Source organism: Rubricoccus marinus (genome assembly GCF_002257665.1).
In the GTDB taxonomy this organism is placed as follows: Bacteria; Bacteroidota; Rhodothermia; order Rhodothermales; family Rubricoccaceae; genus Rubricoccus; species Rubricoccus marinus.
Genome location: NZ_MQWB01000001.1, coordinates 2,004,756 through 2,021,712, shown reverse-complemented (window position 1 = coordinate 2,021,712; position 16,957 = coordinate 2,004,756). Strand labels below are relative to the sequence as shown.

Below are 16,957 nucleotides of genomic sequence, written 5' to 3'. Positions count from 1 at the left end.
AGCGGCCTCTGGCGCCAGAGGCGAGCCGGGCGCCAGAGGGGAATTAGTTCGAGAACGAGATGCGGAGCGTAACGCCGCCGTCGTAGCTCGCGATGCTCGGGCTGGCGCGGCTGTTCTCGCTGATGCTCCGCTCGTAGCGGAAGAACACGTCCATGTTGACGCGGTTCGAGATCTGGTAGCCCACGCGCGGCCAGATGGACACGCGTTTAAACGCCACGCCGGACCGGGCCTCCACGCCGTCCCCGTTGAGGGTGTCCTCCAGGTCGTTGAGGATGAACTGGTTGTCGGTGACGTCGTCCGTGAGGGACGCGGTAAGCGTAAACCGGACCGTGTTGCGCAGGCGGTTGAAGAGGGGGAGCCGGAAGCCCGTCTTTGTAAACGTCACGTTGCCCTGGATGTCGCTGACCTTCTTCTGCGTCAGCGACGCGTTGAGCGGCTGGAGCGTCAGCACCCGGCTGCGGTTGTAGGTCAACTCCGTGCTCAGGCCACCCTTCCAGCCGACGCGGACGCCGATCAGGGGCTGAAAGCGTTCGTTGACGACGAGCGTGCGCGGCTCCACCTCGGTCTGCGGTTCGACCAGCAGCACGCCGGCCACGTCGCGCGTTTGAGGCTCCCCAGAATTGGCGACGGACTCGAACGTGGTTTGGCTGGACGCGAAGTAGCCGTGCTGGATCGTGACCTGCTGCGTAAATCGCTCGAACAGGGGCCAGCGGCTCAGCCCGGTCCAGTTGACTTCCCAACTCGGGATGGGGATCGCGAAGAGGCCATCCGGGCCGAACCGACCGAGCCCGTTCGCAAACGTCGCGTTGAAGTCCTCCGCCAGGCCGCTGGCGGAGCCGACGGCCGAGGCGACCGGGCCTCCGCCAGAGGCGCCGTCCACGTCGTTCTGGAAGCGCTCGATGTGGCGGTTCAACAGCGACGTGTAGTCCCGGCCGAGGGCGAGAACGGTGGACTGGCTAGAGCCGGTGCGGATGCGGTCCCGCTCGATCACCTCGTCGGCCGTGCGCTCCAGCGGGTAGATGTCGTTGGAGTCCCACTTCGTGGACGCGTTGAGCGAGACGCGCAGGCTCTGCGAGAGCTGCAGCGTGGTCCGCCCGTCCAAGTCGTGGCTGTTGCCCAGCACGTCCTGGAGCTGGAGCGTCACGTTGGGGTCTGAGAGGCGGGAGTCCAGCGGCAGGCGCCGGTTCAAGCCCAGCCGGTAACCGAGTGGCGGGGCGTCGCCGGTGAGCGCCGCGAGCAGGCTGAACCCGTCGCCGACGATGCCGTTGGCCGTGGAGCTCAGCGCCCCGCGGTAGTTCACCTGCACGTCCTCGAAGCCGGTCACGGCCAGGAACAGCCGCCGCCCGATGCCGCCCACGTTGATGAGCGGACGGCGGGGCTCCGCGTCCTCCTCGTCATTCAGCGCGACCGATCCGGCGGCCTCTGGCGCGACGGTGTTCTCCGTCGGTCTCGCGCCCACGGGGGGCGCGGGGGCGCCGGCCGGTACGGGCAGACCAGAAGGTGCGGCCTCTGGCGCCAGAGGCTCGGTGTCGTCCCCGCCGGCTTCGCCAGCGGCTGCGGCCTCGGCTGCCGCCTCGCGGGCGGCGCGAGCGGCTTCACGCTCTCGCTCGCGTTCCGCGCGGCGGGCCTCGCGGGCCGTCTCGCGCTCGCGGCGGCGCTGGTCCGAGGCCTGCTTTGCTTTGCGATCCGCGTCCTCCAGGGAGCGGTAGAAGGGGAAGAGGCGCCAGAACTCGCGGGGGCGCAGCTTGAGCCCGGTCTGCATCTGCAACTGGCTGCCCACGCCCGCGATGGTCTGGTCTTCGAACCCGGTGATGGGCTGGAAGTCCCACGCGTACGAGGAGGACAGGCCGATGGCCTGCGGCTGGATCCAGGCCAGCCACTTCACGTTGCGCGTCGAAATGCGGAACGTGGAAGAGAAGGTCTGGTCGTAGCGGTCGGTGAGCAGGCGGCGGTCGCCCGAGAGCGTCGCACCGACGGCCTCGGCCCATGGGAGGACCGTGAGCTGTGGCGTCGTGCCGCCCAGGATCTGGAGCGAGTCCAACTGCGAGGCACGCGTAATGCCGAAGCGCTGCCACAACTCGCTGCCCGGCGTCAACGCCTCCGCGCGGCTGATCTCGAACTGCTCGATGCGGCCCGGGTCACCGAAGTAGCCCGAGGTGTCTCTCGCGAGGATCGCGAACCGCTCGTCCACGCCCGCGAGGTCTAGGCTTTGCGTGGAGTTGGAGCCGTACGTCGTCGTCAGGAACGGGAAAAGCTCGTACTGGAGGTTGAACGCCCGCGTGTGGCCGAAGTCGTGCGTGACGCGGCGCGGGTAGAGGAAGTCGTTGATGATCTCCGGCTCGTCCAGGTCGTTTGCCCGCGGCCTCTCGCGGCTGACCGAGACCGTCCGGCCCGCGTTCGTGGAGAACGAGAGCGAGCGCGGGAGGAGGTTCATGCGCAGCCCTTCCAGCGCGCTGCCGAGCAGCGGCACGCCAGAGGTGAACCAGAAGGGGCGGACCGTTTTCGGCTTCGGTACGGTCAGCCGGTAGCTCGCGTCCACGCGCCAGTTGTCGGAGTTGCTGACCGAGAGCCGCGGGCTGCGGGCCTCTTGCGCGGCGTTCGTGTACGAGAGGTTGAGGGCGTCCAGCGAGTACTTCAGCCACGGCGAGCGGCTGCCCGTCTTGCTGAGCGGAATGCGGAGCGTGCGCTGCCGCGAGACGGTCTGAGCCGCCGACCGGATCGAGTCGGCCTGGATGCGGCGCTCTGGTTCGGGGAGGTTTTCGTTGGCGAGCGTCTGGTCCGCGAGGTCGTCGATGCGGATGTCGCTGTTCGTCGGGTCGAAGCGGGGCGTCGTCTGGTTCTCGGTGTAGGAGACCTGGACGGGGGCGTTCCACCCGTACCGCTCGGGGAGCAGCTTGTGGGCGTTGAACGTGGAGGAGAGCGTGATGCCGAAGCGGTCCACGAAGTCCCGATCTCCCAGGCCTGCGCTCAGGCCACCGAAGCCGTCCTGGCTGAGCGAGACGCGGGCGGTCGCGTTGGCCACGTCGGCGAGGCGAGCCTGCGCGGTGAGGAACGCGCTCGCGCCTCCACCTTCGTCGTACCCGGAAACGCGCAGTTCGTTGAACCACACCTCGACCTCCGCCAGAGGCACGGGGTCCCCGTTGTCGCCGTTCCGCACGCCGATCACCACGTTGGAGACGGACTGGATGGAGGGCGTCCCGATGATGGAGAGCCTCGCGCCGGGGGCGGCGCCCTCTGGCGTCCGGTCCTCGGTGTAGCGGACGTTGGTGGCCACGCCAGAGGCGTCGCGGGAGACCTTGAGCTTGTTGAGCTCGCTCAGCACGATGTTGATCGAGTTGAGGTCGGCTCGCTGGTCGTCGGAGCAGTCCGCGCGCGTGGTCGGGTCGTCACCTTCGGGGTCGTCTCCGCCCGGGCAGGCGTTGGTCTGCCAGAGGTAGTCCGCGGCCCGGGTGGCGTCGATGAACTCCTCCCCGTTGCCGAAGGCTTCCAGGAGGTTCTCGCTAGAGGACGGGTAGAGCGGCTGCTCGATCTCGTAGTAGTTCTCGGTCTCGTCCGCGCCAAGGCGCAGGAAGACGCGCACGTCGTCGCGGGCCTCGAAGCCCTCGCCGTGCAAGAACATCCGCACGTTGGAGTACTTCGTGAGGTCGAGCCGGTTGGTGGAGAACGGTTTGTACAGCGCGCGCGACTGGCCTTCGCCGAGATCCTCCACGCGGAACACGAGGGACTGCTCGCGCGCGTCTCGGGCCGAGCCGGAGATGTCCCGGTTGACCGGCCGCAACGCGCTCACCGGCGGCAGGTACTCGGTCGGGTTCTCGTCTGTGTTGACCGACGCAATGAAGAGCTCGGGGTCGCTCCCGCCAGAGGCCCCGTCCTCGGTGATGCCCACGTCGGTGGACTTCTGCCACTGGCTGCCGACGAGCTCTAGCGTCGCGAAGCGGAGCGTGACGGGCTTCTGGTGCCCGGTCGTCCACATCCGGGCCATCTGAACGTTGGCGAGGCTTCCGCCGAAGTCCTGCCGGGTCTCGCTTCGGACCGGGATCCGAATCAGGTACCACGTCGCGCCGTTGGTCTCGATGGTGCTGCCGGTAAAGAACGGGCTGCTGCGGAGGCCGCCTTCATCGAGGGGGAGGGAGTAGCGGTAGAACTGCTCCTCCGCCTGGCGCGTGGCCGTAAAGCTGTCGTCGATGTCCTCCGTAGAGGGGATCTGCGAGATGCCCTTTTCCTCGTCGGGGAGGATTTTTCCGCGGGGGACGTCGTTGTTGAGCTCGCTGCCGGAGAAGTACTGCGCGTAGCGTTCCTGCGCGGTGGCGCGGCCCACGAAGAAGTTGCCGTCGTCGAAGTACGTTTCACGGAAGTGGTGGTAGTCGTCGCCGGCGGGGTCCTGCTCGGCGCGCCGACGCTCCGGGCCGTCGGGAAGGGCATCGAGAAATTCAGCGACGCCAGGCAAGTCCGCTTCGGCGAACGCGTAGGGCGTGCCGCCAGGGGCCACGAGGTCTCTGCGCGAGGCCAGACCGTCGATGCCGAGGTCTTCTGTACGGCCCGTGTCCTCGTAGAAGTCCACGTTGCCTTCCGAGATGCCATCGATCAGGCGGCTCCACTCATCGAGTTCGTTGGCGTCGGGGTTGGACTCAGAGATGCCGTCCTCCGAGTTGAGCGAGCCGTTGGGGAGCGTGTCCTCGTTCAGGATGCCGAGGTCGAAGTTGAGGACCGCACCCTGGTTGATCGGCTCAGACCCGTCGCGCCCGCCCAGCGGCGCGACGAGAAACTCGATGGACTCGATCGTGTTGGCGCCATCGAAGTCCGAGTACGCGGCGTCGATGCTCTGAATCATGCCGCCCCATGCCGAGGCCGGGTCCGAGGCGTACGTGCTGGCGAGCTCGCGGTTGTAGTTGTAGGGTCCGCGGCGCGCGGGGTCGAAGTAGACGTCCAGTAGGTTCAGCGGCTGGCTCTCTTCAGCGGCCGTGAACTGCCGGTCGTAGAGGTCCTGGGGGTAGACGCGCTGCGAGGCCACAGGCAGCCCGCCGAGCTGCTCGGTGAGCCGGTCGTAGCCCTGGTTGGAAATGGAGTACCAGCCGAACAGGCCTCTCCAGTTTGTCGCCAGGCGCGGGTCGTTGATGCGGGTAACTCCGCGCTCGTAGGGGACCGTCCCTTCCCCGTTCATCGGACCGGAGCCACGAGGGGGAGCCGCGATCCGCCATCCGAAGGCCTGCTCCAGGGCGGTGTTGACCGTTTCGGCTTGCTCGAAGTCGTCGATTGACGAGATGCCTCGCGACTCGTCCTCGGAAAGCGAGCGATCCAGGTCGGCAAGGTCCCGCTGCACCTGGCGGAAGGCGAACGTCTCCGGGTGGCCGGGGGAGAACTGCGCGTACTCCCCGCGGAACTCGAGGGAAGATGGCGCGCGCGTCTGGATCAAGGGCAACGCATCAAGCGCCCGCGTGACCCACCGGGGCTCGAACGTGACGCCGCCATCGACGCCAAAGATGGTGTTCTCGAGCGCTTCCTCGCCGATGCGGAATTTGTCGTTCAGGGGACGCTCCGCGAGGCGCATCCACGTAGCGCCAAAGCCGGCGTTCTCGCTGATGCGGTAGTCGCTGCGGAGTCCGACGAGGGTTTTGCTGCCGATGGAGAACAGCTTGTTCTTTTCGACCTCGACGCGGATCTGCTGCCCCGGGGCGAGATAGATCGGGTTGCGGATCTCGACGGTTCCCGCGGTCTCGTTGACGACGTAGTCCTGGCCCTCAATGAGCGCCGTCCCGCCAGAGGTCACTGTAACGGAGCCCTCGACGAGGCCGAAGCCGACGTTGAAGACGGACTGAGACGCGCTTTTGTACTCGCCGCCGATGTTGTACCGACGCACCTTGTTCAACTCGCGCTCGGCGACGGCTGGCTTCAGCTCGTACAGCCGGTTGAAGACGAGGTCTTGCGCGACGGCGTCGTACCCCCCGTCGATCTGGATGCTGAGCGTTTCGCCGCTGACGTAGAGCCCATCGCGCAAGAGGCCCTCGATGTAGCGGCCGAAGGGCTCGCGGACGGGGAAGATGATGCGGCCGTTCTGGGCGTCGATGGTGTAGCCCGAGCGGAAGTCAAAGCGGTCGTCACGGCGGGGGATGCCGCCATCGGCGGTGCGGTCGAGGCCGAGCGCGGCGAGAATGGTGAGCCCATCGGAGATCTGGATGCCGGGGAGCGTGAACTGCGCGGTGTTGCCCGGTGGCTCGTAGGTGATGTCCAGCGTGAAGTCCCGCGGGTTGATGGACCGGCCGCCGACGCGGTAGATGTTGCGCATCGTGAGGTCCCACGGGGCCTCAGTGACGTTGGTGGCGCGCCCACGGAGGAGCTTGAGCCGCGAGCGCTCGCCCGTTGCTGGGTTTGTATCGGTGCTGTGGTTGCCGAAGTCACCGATGGTGACGGACGTCCCGTCGGCGCGGCGGTACTGATACGTCACCGCGAGGGCGTCCTCCGGTCCGAGCGCGCCCGTCAGGGAGATCCATCCGAGGCGTTCGTCAAGGGTGAAGTCCGTTCCGGGCCGGAGCTGACGCCACTTCCCCTGGACGGATTCGCCGACGGTGAGGCCGTAGTCCTCCTCGAAGTTCACCTCGCTCGTCCGCGTGCGGATAAAGTCTAGCTGCGCCTGGGAGTATTGGTCGGCCTCTGGCGACGGCAACGGCGCCACCTCGCCAACGGCGTCGAGGTAGGCGCGGCCACCGGCGAGCACGCCCACGGGCTCGCCGAGGTCGACGAGGCCGACGCCGAGGATTACGGGGTCATTGGTGTTGACCGTGCTCTGCGCTTGTGCGTCCTGGACCCAGACCTCGAGGTTGGTGATCTGGCTAAAGCCCGGGGGCGGCGAGGGCACGCTGGGGTCCCGGTGCGCTGCGTTCCACCAGTTGTAGAACGCGAAGCCGAGGAAGAAGTGGGTGTCGTTCTCGTACCGCGTAGGCGAGAGCGAGATGGGCGTGGACTGCGAGCCGCCTTCGATCACCACCGCATCGCTTTCCGCGTCCTGCTGGCTAGCGACACCCGTGATGGAAAGAGGGCCGAACTGGAGGTCCGTCCGCAGCCCGAACAAGCGTTGCCCGCCGCGGATCAGTTCGGAGGGCGTCTGGAGGAAGACGTTGCCGGCCTCCACCTTCTGCACGATGTCGTCCTCGTAGCCGGTGTAGACGAGGGAGACCTGGTTCTCGAAGTCGAACTGGCTCTGCGTGTCGTAGTTGACGTTGATCCGCAGCTTGTCGCCGATGGTGCCGGCTACGTTGAGGTTGAGCTCCTGCCCGAAGTCAGGCGCAAAGCTTCCGTCTTGGCCGGTTCTCGCCTGTTGGATGGCGTTCTGGTCGTAGCCGACGCCGAGGTCCAGCGTGGAGTTACCCGTCACGCGGAGGTCCACCTCGTTCTTGCCGAAAATGGTCCGGAAGGCGGACTGGTTGCCGCCAGGAATGTCGATGTTGATCCCGACGCCTGCGCGGCGCTGCTGGCGTTGCAGGCGGCTCGCGGCGAGCGAGCGGAAGCCATCCTGGATGTTGACGCCCTGCTGAGCGGCGAGGTACTCCTGAAGCGAGAGCTGGACGGGCGTGCGGATATCGCGGCCCCCAACGGTTTCCCGGACCTCATACTGGAGAAGGGAAGAGTCCAGCTCCACGAGCTGCTGGCGCGCGCGGATCGAGCCGCCCAACAAGGATGGCACCAAGCGCTCGACAGGGACCGCGTAGTAGTTGTCGCGCGGCAACGAGGGGAGGAGGTACTCCGCCCGCGTCGTCGAATCCGCGTCGGTCGTGTCGATGCGGACGGGGCCGGGCTGGACCACGACGGTGTCCGTGTCCGCGCGGACGGCCTCTGGCGCCAGCGGCTGCGCCCAGAAGCCGCGGCCGGGCTCGGCCTCGAGGGTGCCTGCGCGGACAAGCAGAACGAGGAACCCTGCCGCTGCCAACAAGCCTAGAAGGCCGAGGTGTCGCAGGGGAGAGGAGGCGGGTCGGTCAGTCGCTCGCACGAGGCGGGGGTGGGCTGCTCGAAAGGGCACGCCTCTCCGACGCGGCCAGATGGCTCGCAGTCACGGGAGGCAATACGGAAAGCGTAGCGGAAGCAGCAGCGGCGACGGGGGAAGGGGCCTTGGGGTGTCTCGTCGAGAGCGGGAACGCGAGGTTCGAGGATCTCGTATCGGGAGGCTGAAGCTACCCGGCGGGCGGGGCGGGCGACAAGGGGGAAACGGCGTCGCCATCCGGGCGGCCCCGATTCCACCGCGTCTCCGCGTGGTACCCAAACGTCCGCCGCGGCCTCCCCACCGTTTGAGTGGGCACGGAGCCTCTGGCGAATACGCGGCGCTCCGCTAAGCGGTCTCAGCGCAGGATGAGGTGGCCTCTGGCGTGACAGACGAGGCGCACGGGCGTAGTCTCCAGGCTCACTCCTGATTGCCCACATGCTCGCTCGTTTTGCTCTCGCCCTTCTGCTCGCGCTCGGCCTCAGCGCGTGCGGGTCCACACCGCCAGAGGCGGGGATGAACGCCGACGCCGTCCGAGAGGGCGTGATGCAAACCCTCGACACGCAAGTGGCGGCCTGGAACGAGGGCTCGATCCGCGGCTTCATGGACGGCTACGCCCGGACGGACACCCTCATGTTCCTCTCCGGCGGCTCAATGCGGCGTGGCTGGGAGGAAAGCTTCTACGCGTACAAGCGCGGCTACCCGGACCGGTCGGCGATGGGGACGTTGTCGTTCGAGGAGATCGAGGTGCGCCCGCTTTCCGCCACGCACGCCCTCGCCTTTGGCCGCTGGCGCCTGACGCGTGGCGAGGACGCGCCGACGGGGCTCTTTTCGCTCCTCTTGCAGAACACCGACGAGGGCTGGCTCGTCGTCCACGACCACACCTCGTCCGAATAAACGCCTCTGGCGGCATCCCTCACGCCTTATGTCAGACTCTCTCTCCGGCCGCATCGTCATCGTTACCGGCGCCGGTGGGCGCCTGGGCTCCGTCGTCGTGCGGCACCTCGCGGCCGCTGGCGCGCGCGTCGCCGCGCTCGACCGGACGGCGCCAGAGGCGCTCCCGGACGGTGCCAGAGGCTGGGCGACCGATGTCACGGACGAGCGCGCCGTTCAGGACGCGTTCGATGCTGTTGGGAGCGAGATGGGGCCGGTCTGGGGACTGGTCCACACCGTCGGGATGTGGGACGGGGCGCCTCTGGCGGAGACCACATTGGAGGCGTGGGAGCGCGTGATGCGGCTCAACCTCACGAGCGCGTTCTTGTGCGCCCGCGAGGCGGCGCGGCGCATGGACGGAGGGCGGATCGTCGCCATCGCGTCGCGGCAGGGCGCCGATGCGGCTCCGGCGCAGCAGGCGGCCTACGCGGCGTCCAAAGCGGGCGTGATCCGGTTGGTGGAGGCGACCGCTGCGGAGCACCCGGAGATCGCGGCCGTCGCCGTCGCGCCGTCGATGATCCTGTTCGGCGGCGAGGACAGCAACGCCTCTGGCGTGAGCGCCGAGGCGCTCGCCGAACTGTGCACGCGGCTGTGCGGCGACGCCGGACCGGTCCACTCCGGATCGGTCCTCCGCGCTTACGGCAACGGGTAGCTACGCGACCTCCGCCAAGGGCTGCACGCCGCGGCGCTCGATCGTGATGCCGCGCTCGGCGAGGTCCGCGAGAAGGATCTCGGCGGGGAGCACGTTCTCCAGGCTCTCGTGGCCGCCTCCCGTTGGAGCCTCGGTTGCGAGGTGCGCAGCGACGCTGGCCGCCGGGAAGGCGGTGCACCGCTGCATCGCGCTCAAGCCCGTGGCCTCGTCCCAGCAGTCCACCAGGCGGATCGTGTGCCGCTCGCTCTCGCCAGAGGTCACGCGGTCGGCGTCGACGCGGAGGATGACGGCGTCCTCGTAGGCGCCGCCGAGCCTCTGGCGCAACCGGCGGACGAGCACGTCGCGGTAGGTGAGGTGGGTGCGCACGTCGAGAACGGTCGAGTCCGCCATGCCGAGGTCGAGGAGAAAGCGCATCTGCTCAGCGTGGCCGGGGTAGCGCAGGACCTTGACATCGAGGCTGTCGAGGCGGCCGGCGAGGCGCCCCGCGAGCGCGCCCAGTCCCGCGCCTGCGTAGAAGGCCTCCATCTTGCCAAAGTCGTCGATGTCCACGAGTTCGACGCCCGTGAGCGGCTCGCGCATCTCGACCGACCCGTTCCGCACGACGCTGACGCTGCTGGTGTAGTCGTCCAACAGTTTTTCCGCTGAGTGCGCGAGCCGGTGGTTGAACGGCGGGCTCGGGTGGGCGGGCACGTCTCCCACGAGCACGCGGACGCGGTTGGCCTCGGGGAACGTGTCCAGCGCCTCCATCACGAGCACGTTGACCAAGCCCGGGCCGAGCCCGGCGCCGGTCACAATCCATTTGCCACGAGAGGCCGCGCGCTCGGCGAGGTCGGGGTCGTTGAGCGGACCGCCGAGGTCGACGAAGTGCGCGCCCGCTTTAACGGCGAGCCTCGCAAGCCTCGGGCTGTGCTCCGGCCCGACGCACGAGACGACAACGGAACTGCCCGTAAAAATGGGCTCCAGCGTTGGCGTGTCGCGCGCGTCCGCCTCGTAGGTGCGGAGCAGCGGGTGGGCTTCTTTCTGGCGCAGCGCGCGGAGGACGACGGGGCGGGCCTCGCAGACCTGCACGCGCGTCATGCCAGGGCGGCGGCACAGGTCGTGCGCGACGGCGGTGCCGATGGTGCCTGCGCCGATAACGGTGATTTTCATACGGACGGGTGGGGCGCCGAGTGAAACCCGAAGGTACGGCTGGGTTCTGACGGTGTAAGCGCTTACCGATGACCTCTGGCGAAAGCTGTGTGAGCCCCGGGCGCGGCCGGCCTCTGGCGCCAGAGGCTAGGTGGCGCGGAGCGTTCCGCCCATCCACCGCGCGAGGCCGACGGCGACGGCGACGAGGGCCATCAGCAGGACGCTGTACGCCGCGGCCGCGCCCAGGTCGTACTCGCGGAGTTGGGAGAACACCTCGACGGAGATGGAGCGGTTGGCGTAGACGTAGAGGAGGATGGAGGCCACGAACTCGCCGAGTGCGGTCACGAGTGTGAGCAACGCGCCCGCGAGCACGCCCGGCAGAATCGCGGGCCAGACGATGCGGCGGAACGTGCGCCCGCCAGAGGCCCCAAGGTCGGCGGAGGCTTCGGCGAGGCGCCCGTCGAAGCCTTCGAGCGCCGCTTGCGTGCTCCGCACCACGAGCGGCACGTGGCGCACGAAGTACGCCAGAGGCAAGAGCCACACCGTCCCGACAAGCACGGCGCCGCCGGCGAGCACGCTCGGCTCGTCGAACTGCACGATGAGGCCGAGCGCGATGACGGTCCCGGGGATCGCGAAGGGGAGGAGGCTGAGCGCGCGGATCGCGCCGCGGCCCCGCACCCACTTGCTCTGGATGGCGAGCGCAGCGCCGATGCCGAAGACGACGTTGGCGGCCGTTGCGAGGCCCGCCATCCAGAGCGAGTTCCGGACCGGGGCTGCGACGGCCGGGTCGCTCGCGAGGGCGGCGTAGTTGTCGAGCGTGAAGTCTGTCGGGAAGGCCTGGGTGGTCCAGCTTCCCTCTTGCACGAACGAGAGCAGCACGACCGTCGCGATGGGCAGAAGGAGCACGACCAGCGCGAGACCCACGCCCGCGCCCGCCGCCACGCGTGCGCCCCGGCTCGCCAGAGGCCGAGGTGCGCGCCCTACGCCCTTGGCCGAGCCTCTGGCGCCGAGACTACCGCCGCGCTCGGCAAGGAGCAGAAAGAGCAGGCAGATGCCCGTCAGCACGACCGAGACGCTTGCCGCGCGGTCCATCGCACCGTTGAGCTTGAACTGGTAGATCTGCGTCGTCAGAAACGGCTCGGCCTCGGCAAAGAGCAGCGGCGCGGTAAACGACGCCATCGAGAGCATGAACACGAGCAGACTCGCGCCCACGAGCGACGGCCGGAGGTGTGGGAGAACCACGCGGCGGAACGTGCGCCCGCCAGAGGCCCCGAGGTCGGCGCTGGCGTCCAGGAGCGCGCCGTCCAGATCGCGCAGGGCGGCGCCGGCGAAGAGGTAGAAGTACACCTGGAACACGTACACGTGGACCGCGATCACGGCCGCGAGCCCCGCGAAGCCGAAGGGCGCTTGGTCCAGCCCCAACAGCGCTTGGAGCCCGCGTGGCAGCATCCCGCCCTCGCCGTAGAGGAACACGAACGCGAGCACGCCCACGAGCGGCGGCAGCGCCAGAGGCAGCGCCGCCGCGCCGGCGAGCAGGCCTCTGGCGGGAAGCTGGACGCGGTACAGCGCCCACGCGAGCCCCACGCCGACGAGGCCCGCCCCGAGAACGGTCGCGAGCGACACGCCGACCGAGTTGACGAGAGCGCGCGTACCCGCCGCGCTCCAGCTTCCGAAGAGGTCCGCGAAGACCTGCGCATCCAGCCCCAACCGGAACGTGGCGACGTTCGGCCACACGACGTAGCCCAGCAGGATCAGCACGACCGGGACGGCGATCGCCCACGCGGCGCGGCGGCTCAGAATCATGGGGAGGGGTGAGGAAGCGTAGCGGCGACGGCGGGAAGAAGGGCGCGTGACCCCGGCATGCCTCTGGCGCCAGAGGTTGCGTGGGCTCGGCTACTGGTTCCCGGCGGCGGGCACGTCGCCAGAGGCGAGTTGGTCCAGCAGCGCCTCTGGCGACGTCGCGCTGACAAGGCGGGCCCGGTGCTGGGGGTGGAAAAAGCCCTGCTCCACGGCGCCGTCCAGAAAGCGCAAGAGGTCGTCGTAGTACCCGTCCACGTTGAGTAGGCCGACAGGCTTGGCATGGATGCCGAGCACGGACCACGTCCAGACCTCGAACAGCTCTTCAAGGGTGCCGATGCCGCCGGGCATCGCGACGAACGCGTCCGAGAGCGAGGCCATCAGCGCTTTGCGCTCGTGCATTGTCTCCACGACGTGCAGCGTGGTCATCTCGCGGTGTCCCACCTCGCGGTCGATAAGCGCCTGCGGCATCACGCCGATGGCCTCGCCGCCGCCGTCGAGCACCGCGTCGGACGTGATGCCCATCAGGCCGACACGGCCGCCGCCGTTGACCAGACCGAGGCCTCTGGCGGCGAGCGCGCTGCCCATCTCGCGGGCGGCGTCGGCATAGGAGGGGCGGGCGCCGGGACGCGAGCCGCAGAAAACACAAACACGGGAGATCGGCATGGCGCCAAAACTACCGCGGCGGTGCGCCAGGAACAGCGCCTCTGGCGCGTGGCGCGAGAAGATCCGGGGCGTCTAGAACAGCACGCGCACACCGGCGGACGCGCTACGGCCAGGCGCCGGAAGCCCGGCCTGCGGCACGAGCACAGCGTCCGCGAGGTTGTCCACCCGGACCGACGTTTCGAGTAGCGCACCCCCTGCGCTCCACTGCCGCGCGAGTTCGGCCGAGAGCACGACCGCGCCGGGCAGGTCTATGCGTCCGCCCGGAACTGGCGAGACCACGCCGCCCACGCCGTCGGCCCACGCGCGTCCGCGCCAGAGGCCCCTGGCGACATCGACGCCCACCCGGCCCAGCGCGCCGGGCCGTTCCGTCAGCCTTTCACCTGCGTCTGTCCTCTGGCGCACGAGCGTGAGCGCGGCCTCGATTCGGACGGCGCCAAAGGCGCGCCAGTCGGCCGTGGCTTCCACGCCGAAGGCTGTGGAGCCGCCGAGGTTCTGCCTCTGGTGCCGGCCGTCAGCTAGGCTCACCTGCTCGATGGTGCCGCTCACGTCGCGCACAAAGGCGACGAGCGAGCCCGTCAGAGGCCCCGAGGTCAGGTCGGCTCCGACCTCGGCCAACCACGCCTGCTCGGGACGCAGGTCGGGGTTGAGAGCGAAACGACCCAGCGCGCCGCCGAACAGCTCGCGCATGGACGGGAAGCGCGTTTTCCGCCCACCGCCGATCCGGAGCCGGGCCTCTGGCGCTACGTCCCAGACCGCGCCGGCGTGGAGCGCGAGGTCGCCGAACGGTCCGGCCTCGGGACGCGCGCCCGTCGCCAGAGGCGCCATGCCGTCCAGCGCGGTGCCAGCAGCGAAGCGGACGCGGCCCTCGGTTTCGACTTCCAGGCCCACGCTGCCCGTCGCGTGGCGGAAGCGCTCGCGCGGCTCGCCGGTTTCGGTCTGGACGTGCTCGGCGATCTCGCCGAACGTCGTGGCGCGGATCACGCCCCAGGCGCGTGGAAACTCGGCCAGTGCGCGGAGTCCGCCGCTCGCATCGGCGTCGCGTTGCTCTGCGCCTACGGTTTGGTAGTCCGCACGGTCGAACTGGCGGATGGTCTGCGCGAACGCTCCCGCCCACGCGGTCCCGCGCACGCGCCAGAGGCGCGCGTCGGCTCGCGCGTTGAGAACGGCGAGGCTCTGGCGCCAGCGCGGGAGGCGCCAGTAGCGCACGCTTTCCGTTGCTGGATCGAGGTGGCCCTCGGGCGCGACGCCCTTCTGGGCGGAGGCGTGGAACAGCGTGAGAGCCACGGACTGCGAGGCCTCTGGCGCCCACTCCAGCCGCGCGAGTCCGCTGCCGAGCGCGCGGTCGGTGTTGGTACGGAGCGCGCCCGGCTCCTGGCTAAACGGGAGCGAAGCGCCAGTGGCCACGGCGTCTCCCGCGCGGGCCCCGGCCTCGACGGCAAGCGTGGCGCTCCATGGCCCGCCTCTGGCGACGCGTACCGCGCTCGCGCGGCCCGTTCCTGGCACGCCGCCCGCGAGGCTCGCTTCCGTTAGCGTGCCTTCGCCAGAGGCCCGGCGCGAAACCAGATCCACCGCGCCGCCCAGCGCGTTGGGCCCCCACGCGACCGAAGGCGTGCCTGTGGCCACGACGATTCGGTCCAGCGCGCCCGTCGGAATCAAGCCGAGGTCGGCGCGGCGATCCCAGGAAATCGTCAGGGGCGCGCCATCCAGCGTGACGACTAGCTGGCGCTCGCCCGATCCGCGGAGGTACACGAGGGCCTCGCCGCGAGAATTGGTCTGCACGTGCGCCGACGGCACCTGCCGCGCCACTTCCGCGACCGACTGCGGACCCGCTGGCGTGCCGCTGAGCGGAACCTGCCGGACCGATGCGCCACCAACCGCCGGGACGGTGTTCACCGCGCCCGGTCGTACACCGATACCTTCCAACTCCTGCTGCCACAGCGAGTCCGGGATCACCTGCGCCTGAGGCGCGGCGGCGCAGAGCAACGCCGCCAGAGGCCATCCCACCCACGCTCGGCGCATGTGCTTACAGCCCGCTTCGTCCTTCGAGCGCGCGGCTCAGCGTCGCCTCGTCCGCGAACTCCAGGTCGCCGCCGATGGGGAGGCCTCTGGCGATGCGCGTCACCTTGACGTCGAACGCGTCCAGCAACTGGCCGATGTACACGGCCGTGGTGTCGCCTTCCACGTTGGGGTTGAGCGCGAGGATGACTTCCTCGACCGGAACGGCCTCTGGCGGCTGCACGCCCGATTCGTCGTACGCCTCCGCCGTTTCCGCGACCTCGCCAGAGGCGGTCGTGAGATCGGGCTTGCCGGAGATGCGCCCGACAAGCTCGCGCACGCGGAGGTCGTTTGGGCCGACGCCGTCCAGCGGCGAGATCACGCCGCCGAGAACGTGGTAGAGGCCGCGGAAGTCGCCCGTCCGCTCCAATGCGAACACGTCGCTCGGGTCCTCCACGACGCACACGACGGAGCGGTCGCGGCGGTGCGAGGCGCAGATGGGGCACGGGCTGTAGTCCGCCACGTTGAAGCACACTTGGCACGTCACCACGCGGTCTTTGGCCGCCACCATCGCCTTGGCGATCTCGACGACTTCCTCGCGCGACATCTTGAGTATGTACGCGGCCAGCCGGTTCGCGGTCTTTCTCCCGATCGTGGGCAGCTTGCTCAACTGCTCGACGAGGGCTTCGACGGTTTCGCTCGTGTGAGTCATAGGGACGGGCAAAACCCGAGGGTAGGGTGCGCCGGTGACAGCGCCGTGTCGCCAGAGGCTAGAGTCCGGGGAAACCGCCGCCGCCGCCCATCGCGCCGAGGTCCAGGCCGGGAGGGAGCATCGTGGACGCGGCCTCCTGCATCTTGCGCTGCTTGATGCCTTCGGCCTCTTCGAGCGCCTTGTTCACGCCCGCGACGACGAGGTCTTCGAGCATCTCGGTGTCTTCCGGGTCCACGACCGTTTTCTCGATCTTGATCGAGACAATGCGGCCCGTGCCGTCTGCGGTCACGGCCACCATGCCGCCGCCGGCTTCCGCGGTCACTTTCTCCTCGGCGAGGCGCGCTTGGGTATCCGCCATGCGCTTCTGCATGTCGGCCATCTTGCCGAAGAGATCGGCCATGTTCGGGGTTCCGTCCATCGTTTCGTGGGGGTGGGAAGGCCGCGAGAGGTGCGTGTCAGCCGCGTTCACGCCAAAGGCGGTATGCGCGGCCGTCCGCCATCGCGGCGTCCTGATGTCTAGTTCCAGACGATCTCGGCGCCGAGCTTCTCGAAGAGAGCCTGCACAACCGGGTCCGTCTGGCGGAGTTGTTTGAGCTTTTCGAACGGGTCGTCCGCGGCGACGGTTTCCCGGCGTTCGGCCTGCGAGACCACGAACCGGAGCGGCGTTGGCTGACCCGCGAGGCCGGACAGGATCTCGGAGAGGAAGTCCACCTCGTTCTGGAGAGAGCCCTGAGCAAGGCTGTTGGAGACGCTCACCTCTAGCGCGCCCCGGTGGATGCGCTCCGGCTTCGCGCTCGCGATCATCGAGAACAAGCTCATGCCGCGCTCGGCGCGGACGCGCGTGACGAGTTGCGGCCACACCTCACGGGCCCGCGGGATGGAGATGCCGAAGTGCGGGTCCTCTGGCGCCTCGGCAGGCGTCGGCGCCGCGAGCGACGCCGGGCCGCTGGCGCCGTCGCCCGAACTGGGACGGCGCGCGAGCGCTGGGCGGCCGAAGAGTGTGCTCCCCACAGCCGGGGCCGGCTTTGGCGCCGCCTCTGGCGGCGGGCTCCCGGAGGGCGGGACGACGGGCCTGGGCGCTAGAGGCGGGGTGGGGATGCCGCCC

Annotated in this window: 9 protein-coding genes and 1 pseudogene; 2 read left to right on the top strand and 8 right to left on the bottom strand. The window is 69.1% G+C overall.

Annotated features, from left to right (window positions below; all coding sequences use genetic code 11):
- Positions 1 to 43 precede the first annotated feature (43 nt).
- Positions 44 to 7,924, bottom strand: coding sequence for a T9SS outer membrane translocon Sov/SprA (gene sov, locus BSZ36_RS08460; protein WP_179271096.1), 7,881 nt, complete (start codon positions 7,922 to 7,924; stop codon positions 44 to 46).
- 483 nt (positions 7,925 to 8,407) lie between these two features.
- Here sov and BSZ36_RS08455 point away from each other — a divergent pair, with 483 nt between their 5' ends.
- The gene (locus tag BSZ36_RS08455) at positions 8,408 to 8,866 is read left to right on the top strand and encodes a YybH family protein (protein WP_094547858.1); all 459 of its coding nucleotides are present in this window, start codon (positions 8,408 to 8,410) and stop codon (positions 8,864 to 8,866) included.
- A 28-nt stretch (positions 8,867 to 8,894) separates the two neighbouring features.
- Positions 8,895 to 9,554: an SDR family NAD(P)-dependent oxidoreductase gene (locus BSZ36_RS08450; protein ID WP_094547856.1), complete on the top strand. Its 660-nt coding sequence runs from the start codon at positions 8,895 to 8,897 to the stop codon at positions 9,552 to 9,554.
- Here BSZ36_RS08450 and BSZ36_RS08445 read toward each other — a convergent pair whose 3' ends face one another.
- The 7 genes and pseudogenes from BSZ36_RS08445 to BSZ36_RS19695 all read right to left on the bottom strand — a co-directional run.
- A complete protein-coding gene (locus tag BSZ36_RS08445; protein WP_094547854.1) occupies positions 9,555 to 10,703 on the bottom strand; it encodes a saccharopine dehydrogenase family protein in 1,149 nt (382 codons plus the stop codon).
- 126 nt (positions 10,704 to 10,829) lie between these two features.
- Positions 10,830 to 12,485: an ABC transporter permease gene (locus tag BSZ36_RS08440; RefSeq protein ID WP_094547852.1), complete on the bottom strand. Its 1,656-nt coding sequence runs from the start codon at positions 12,483 to 12,485 to the stop codon at positions 10,830 to 10,832.
- A 90-nt stretch (positions 12,486 to 12,575) separates the two neighbouring features.
- Positions 12,576 to 13,145 (bottom strand): LOG family protein, encoded by a 570-nt coding sequence (locus BSZ36_RS08435; protein ID WP_094547850.1) that lies wholly within the window; start codon positions 13,143 to 13,145, stop codon positions 12,576 to 12,578.
- Positions 13,146 to 13,217: 72 nt separating this feature from the next.
- Positions 13,218 to 15,164, bottom strand: a complete 1,947-nt coding sequence (locus BSZ36_RS08430) for a TonB-dependent receptor plug domain-containing protein (RefSeq protein WP_094547848.1) — start codon at positions 15,162 to 15,164, stop codon at positions 13,218 to 13,220.
- A 4-nt stretch (positions 15,165 to 15,168) separates the two neighbouring features.
- On the bottom strand, positions 15,169 to 15,852 hold the full coding sequence (locus BSZ36_RS08425) for a recombination mediator RecR (RefSeq protein WP_094547846.1): 684 nt from the start codon (positions 15,850 to 15,852) through the stop codon (positions 15,169 to 15,171).
- 58 nt (positions 15,853 to 15,910) lie between these two features.
- Positions 15,911 to 16,252, bottom strand: coding sequence for a YbaB/EbfC family nucleoid-associated protein (locus tag BSZ36_RS08420; protein WP_218827612.1), 342 nt, complete (start codon positions 16,250 to 16,252; stop codon positions 15,911 to 15,913).
- Positions 16,253 to 16,368: 116 nt separating this feature from the next.
- Positions 16,369 to 16,957 (bottom strand): annotated as a pseudogene (locus BSZ36_RS19695) (hypothetical protein); the annotation flags it as partial.

What these genes read in the sequence shown, in the direction of transcription:
- BSZ36_RS08455 (WP_094547858.1), top strand. Translation starts at nt 8,408, where the DNA reads ATGCTCGCTCGTTTTGCTCTCGCCCTTCTGCTCGCGCTCGGCCTCAGC.
- BSZ36_RS08450 (WP_094547856.1), top strand. Translation starts at nt 8,895, where the DNA reads ATGTCAGACTCTCTCTCCGGCCGCATCGTCATCGTTACCGGCGCCGGT.
- BSZ36_RS08445 (WP_094547854.1), bottom strand. Translation starts at nt 10,703, where the DNA reads ATGAAAATCACCGTTATCGGCGCAGGCACCATCGGCACCGCCGTCGCG.
- BSZ36_RS08440 (WP_094547852.1), bottom strand. Translation starts at nt 12,485, where the DNA reads ATGATTCTGAGCCGCCGCGCCGCGTGGGCGATCGCCGTCCCGGTCGTG.
- BSZ36_RS08435 (WP_094547850.1), bottom strand. Translation starts at nt 13,145, where the DNA reads ATGCCGATCTCCCGTGTTTGTGTTTTCTGCGGCTCGCGTCCCGGCGCC.
- BSZ36_RS08430 (WP_094547848.1), bottom strand. Translation starts at nt 15,164, where the DNA reads ATGCGCCGAGCGTGGGTGGGATGGCCTCTGGCGGCGTTGCTCTGCGCC.
- BSZ36_RS08425 (WP_094547846.1), bottom strand. Translation starts at nt 15,852, where the DNA reads ATGACTCACACGAGCGAAACCGTCGAAGCCCTCGTCGAGCAGTTGAGC.
- BSZ36_RS08420 (WP_218827612.1), bottom strand. Translation starts at nt 16,252, where the DNA reads ATGGCCGATCTCTTCGGCAAGATGGCCGACATGCAGAAGCGCATGGCG.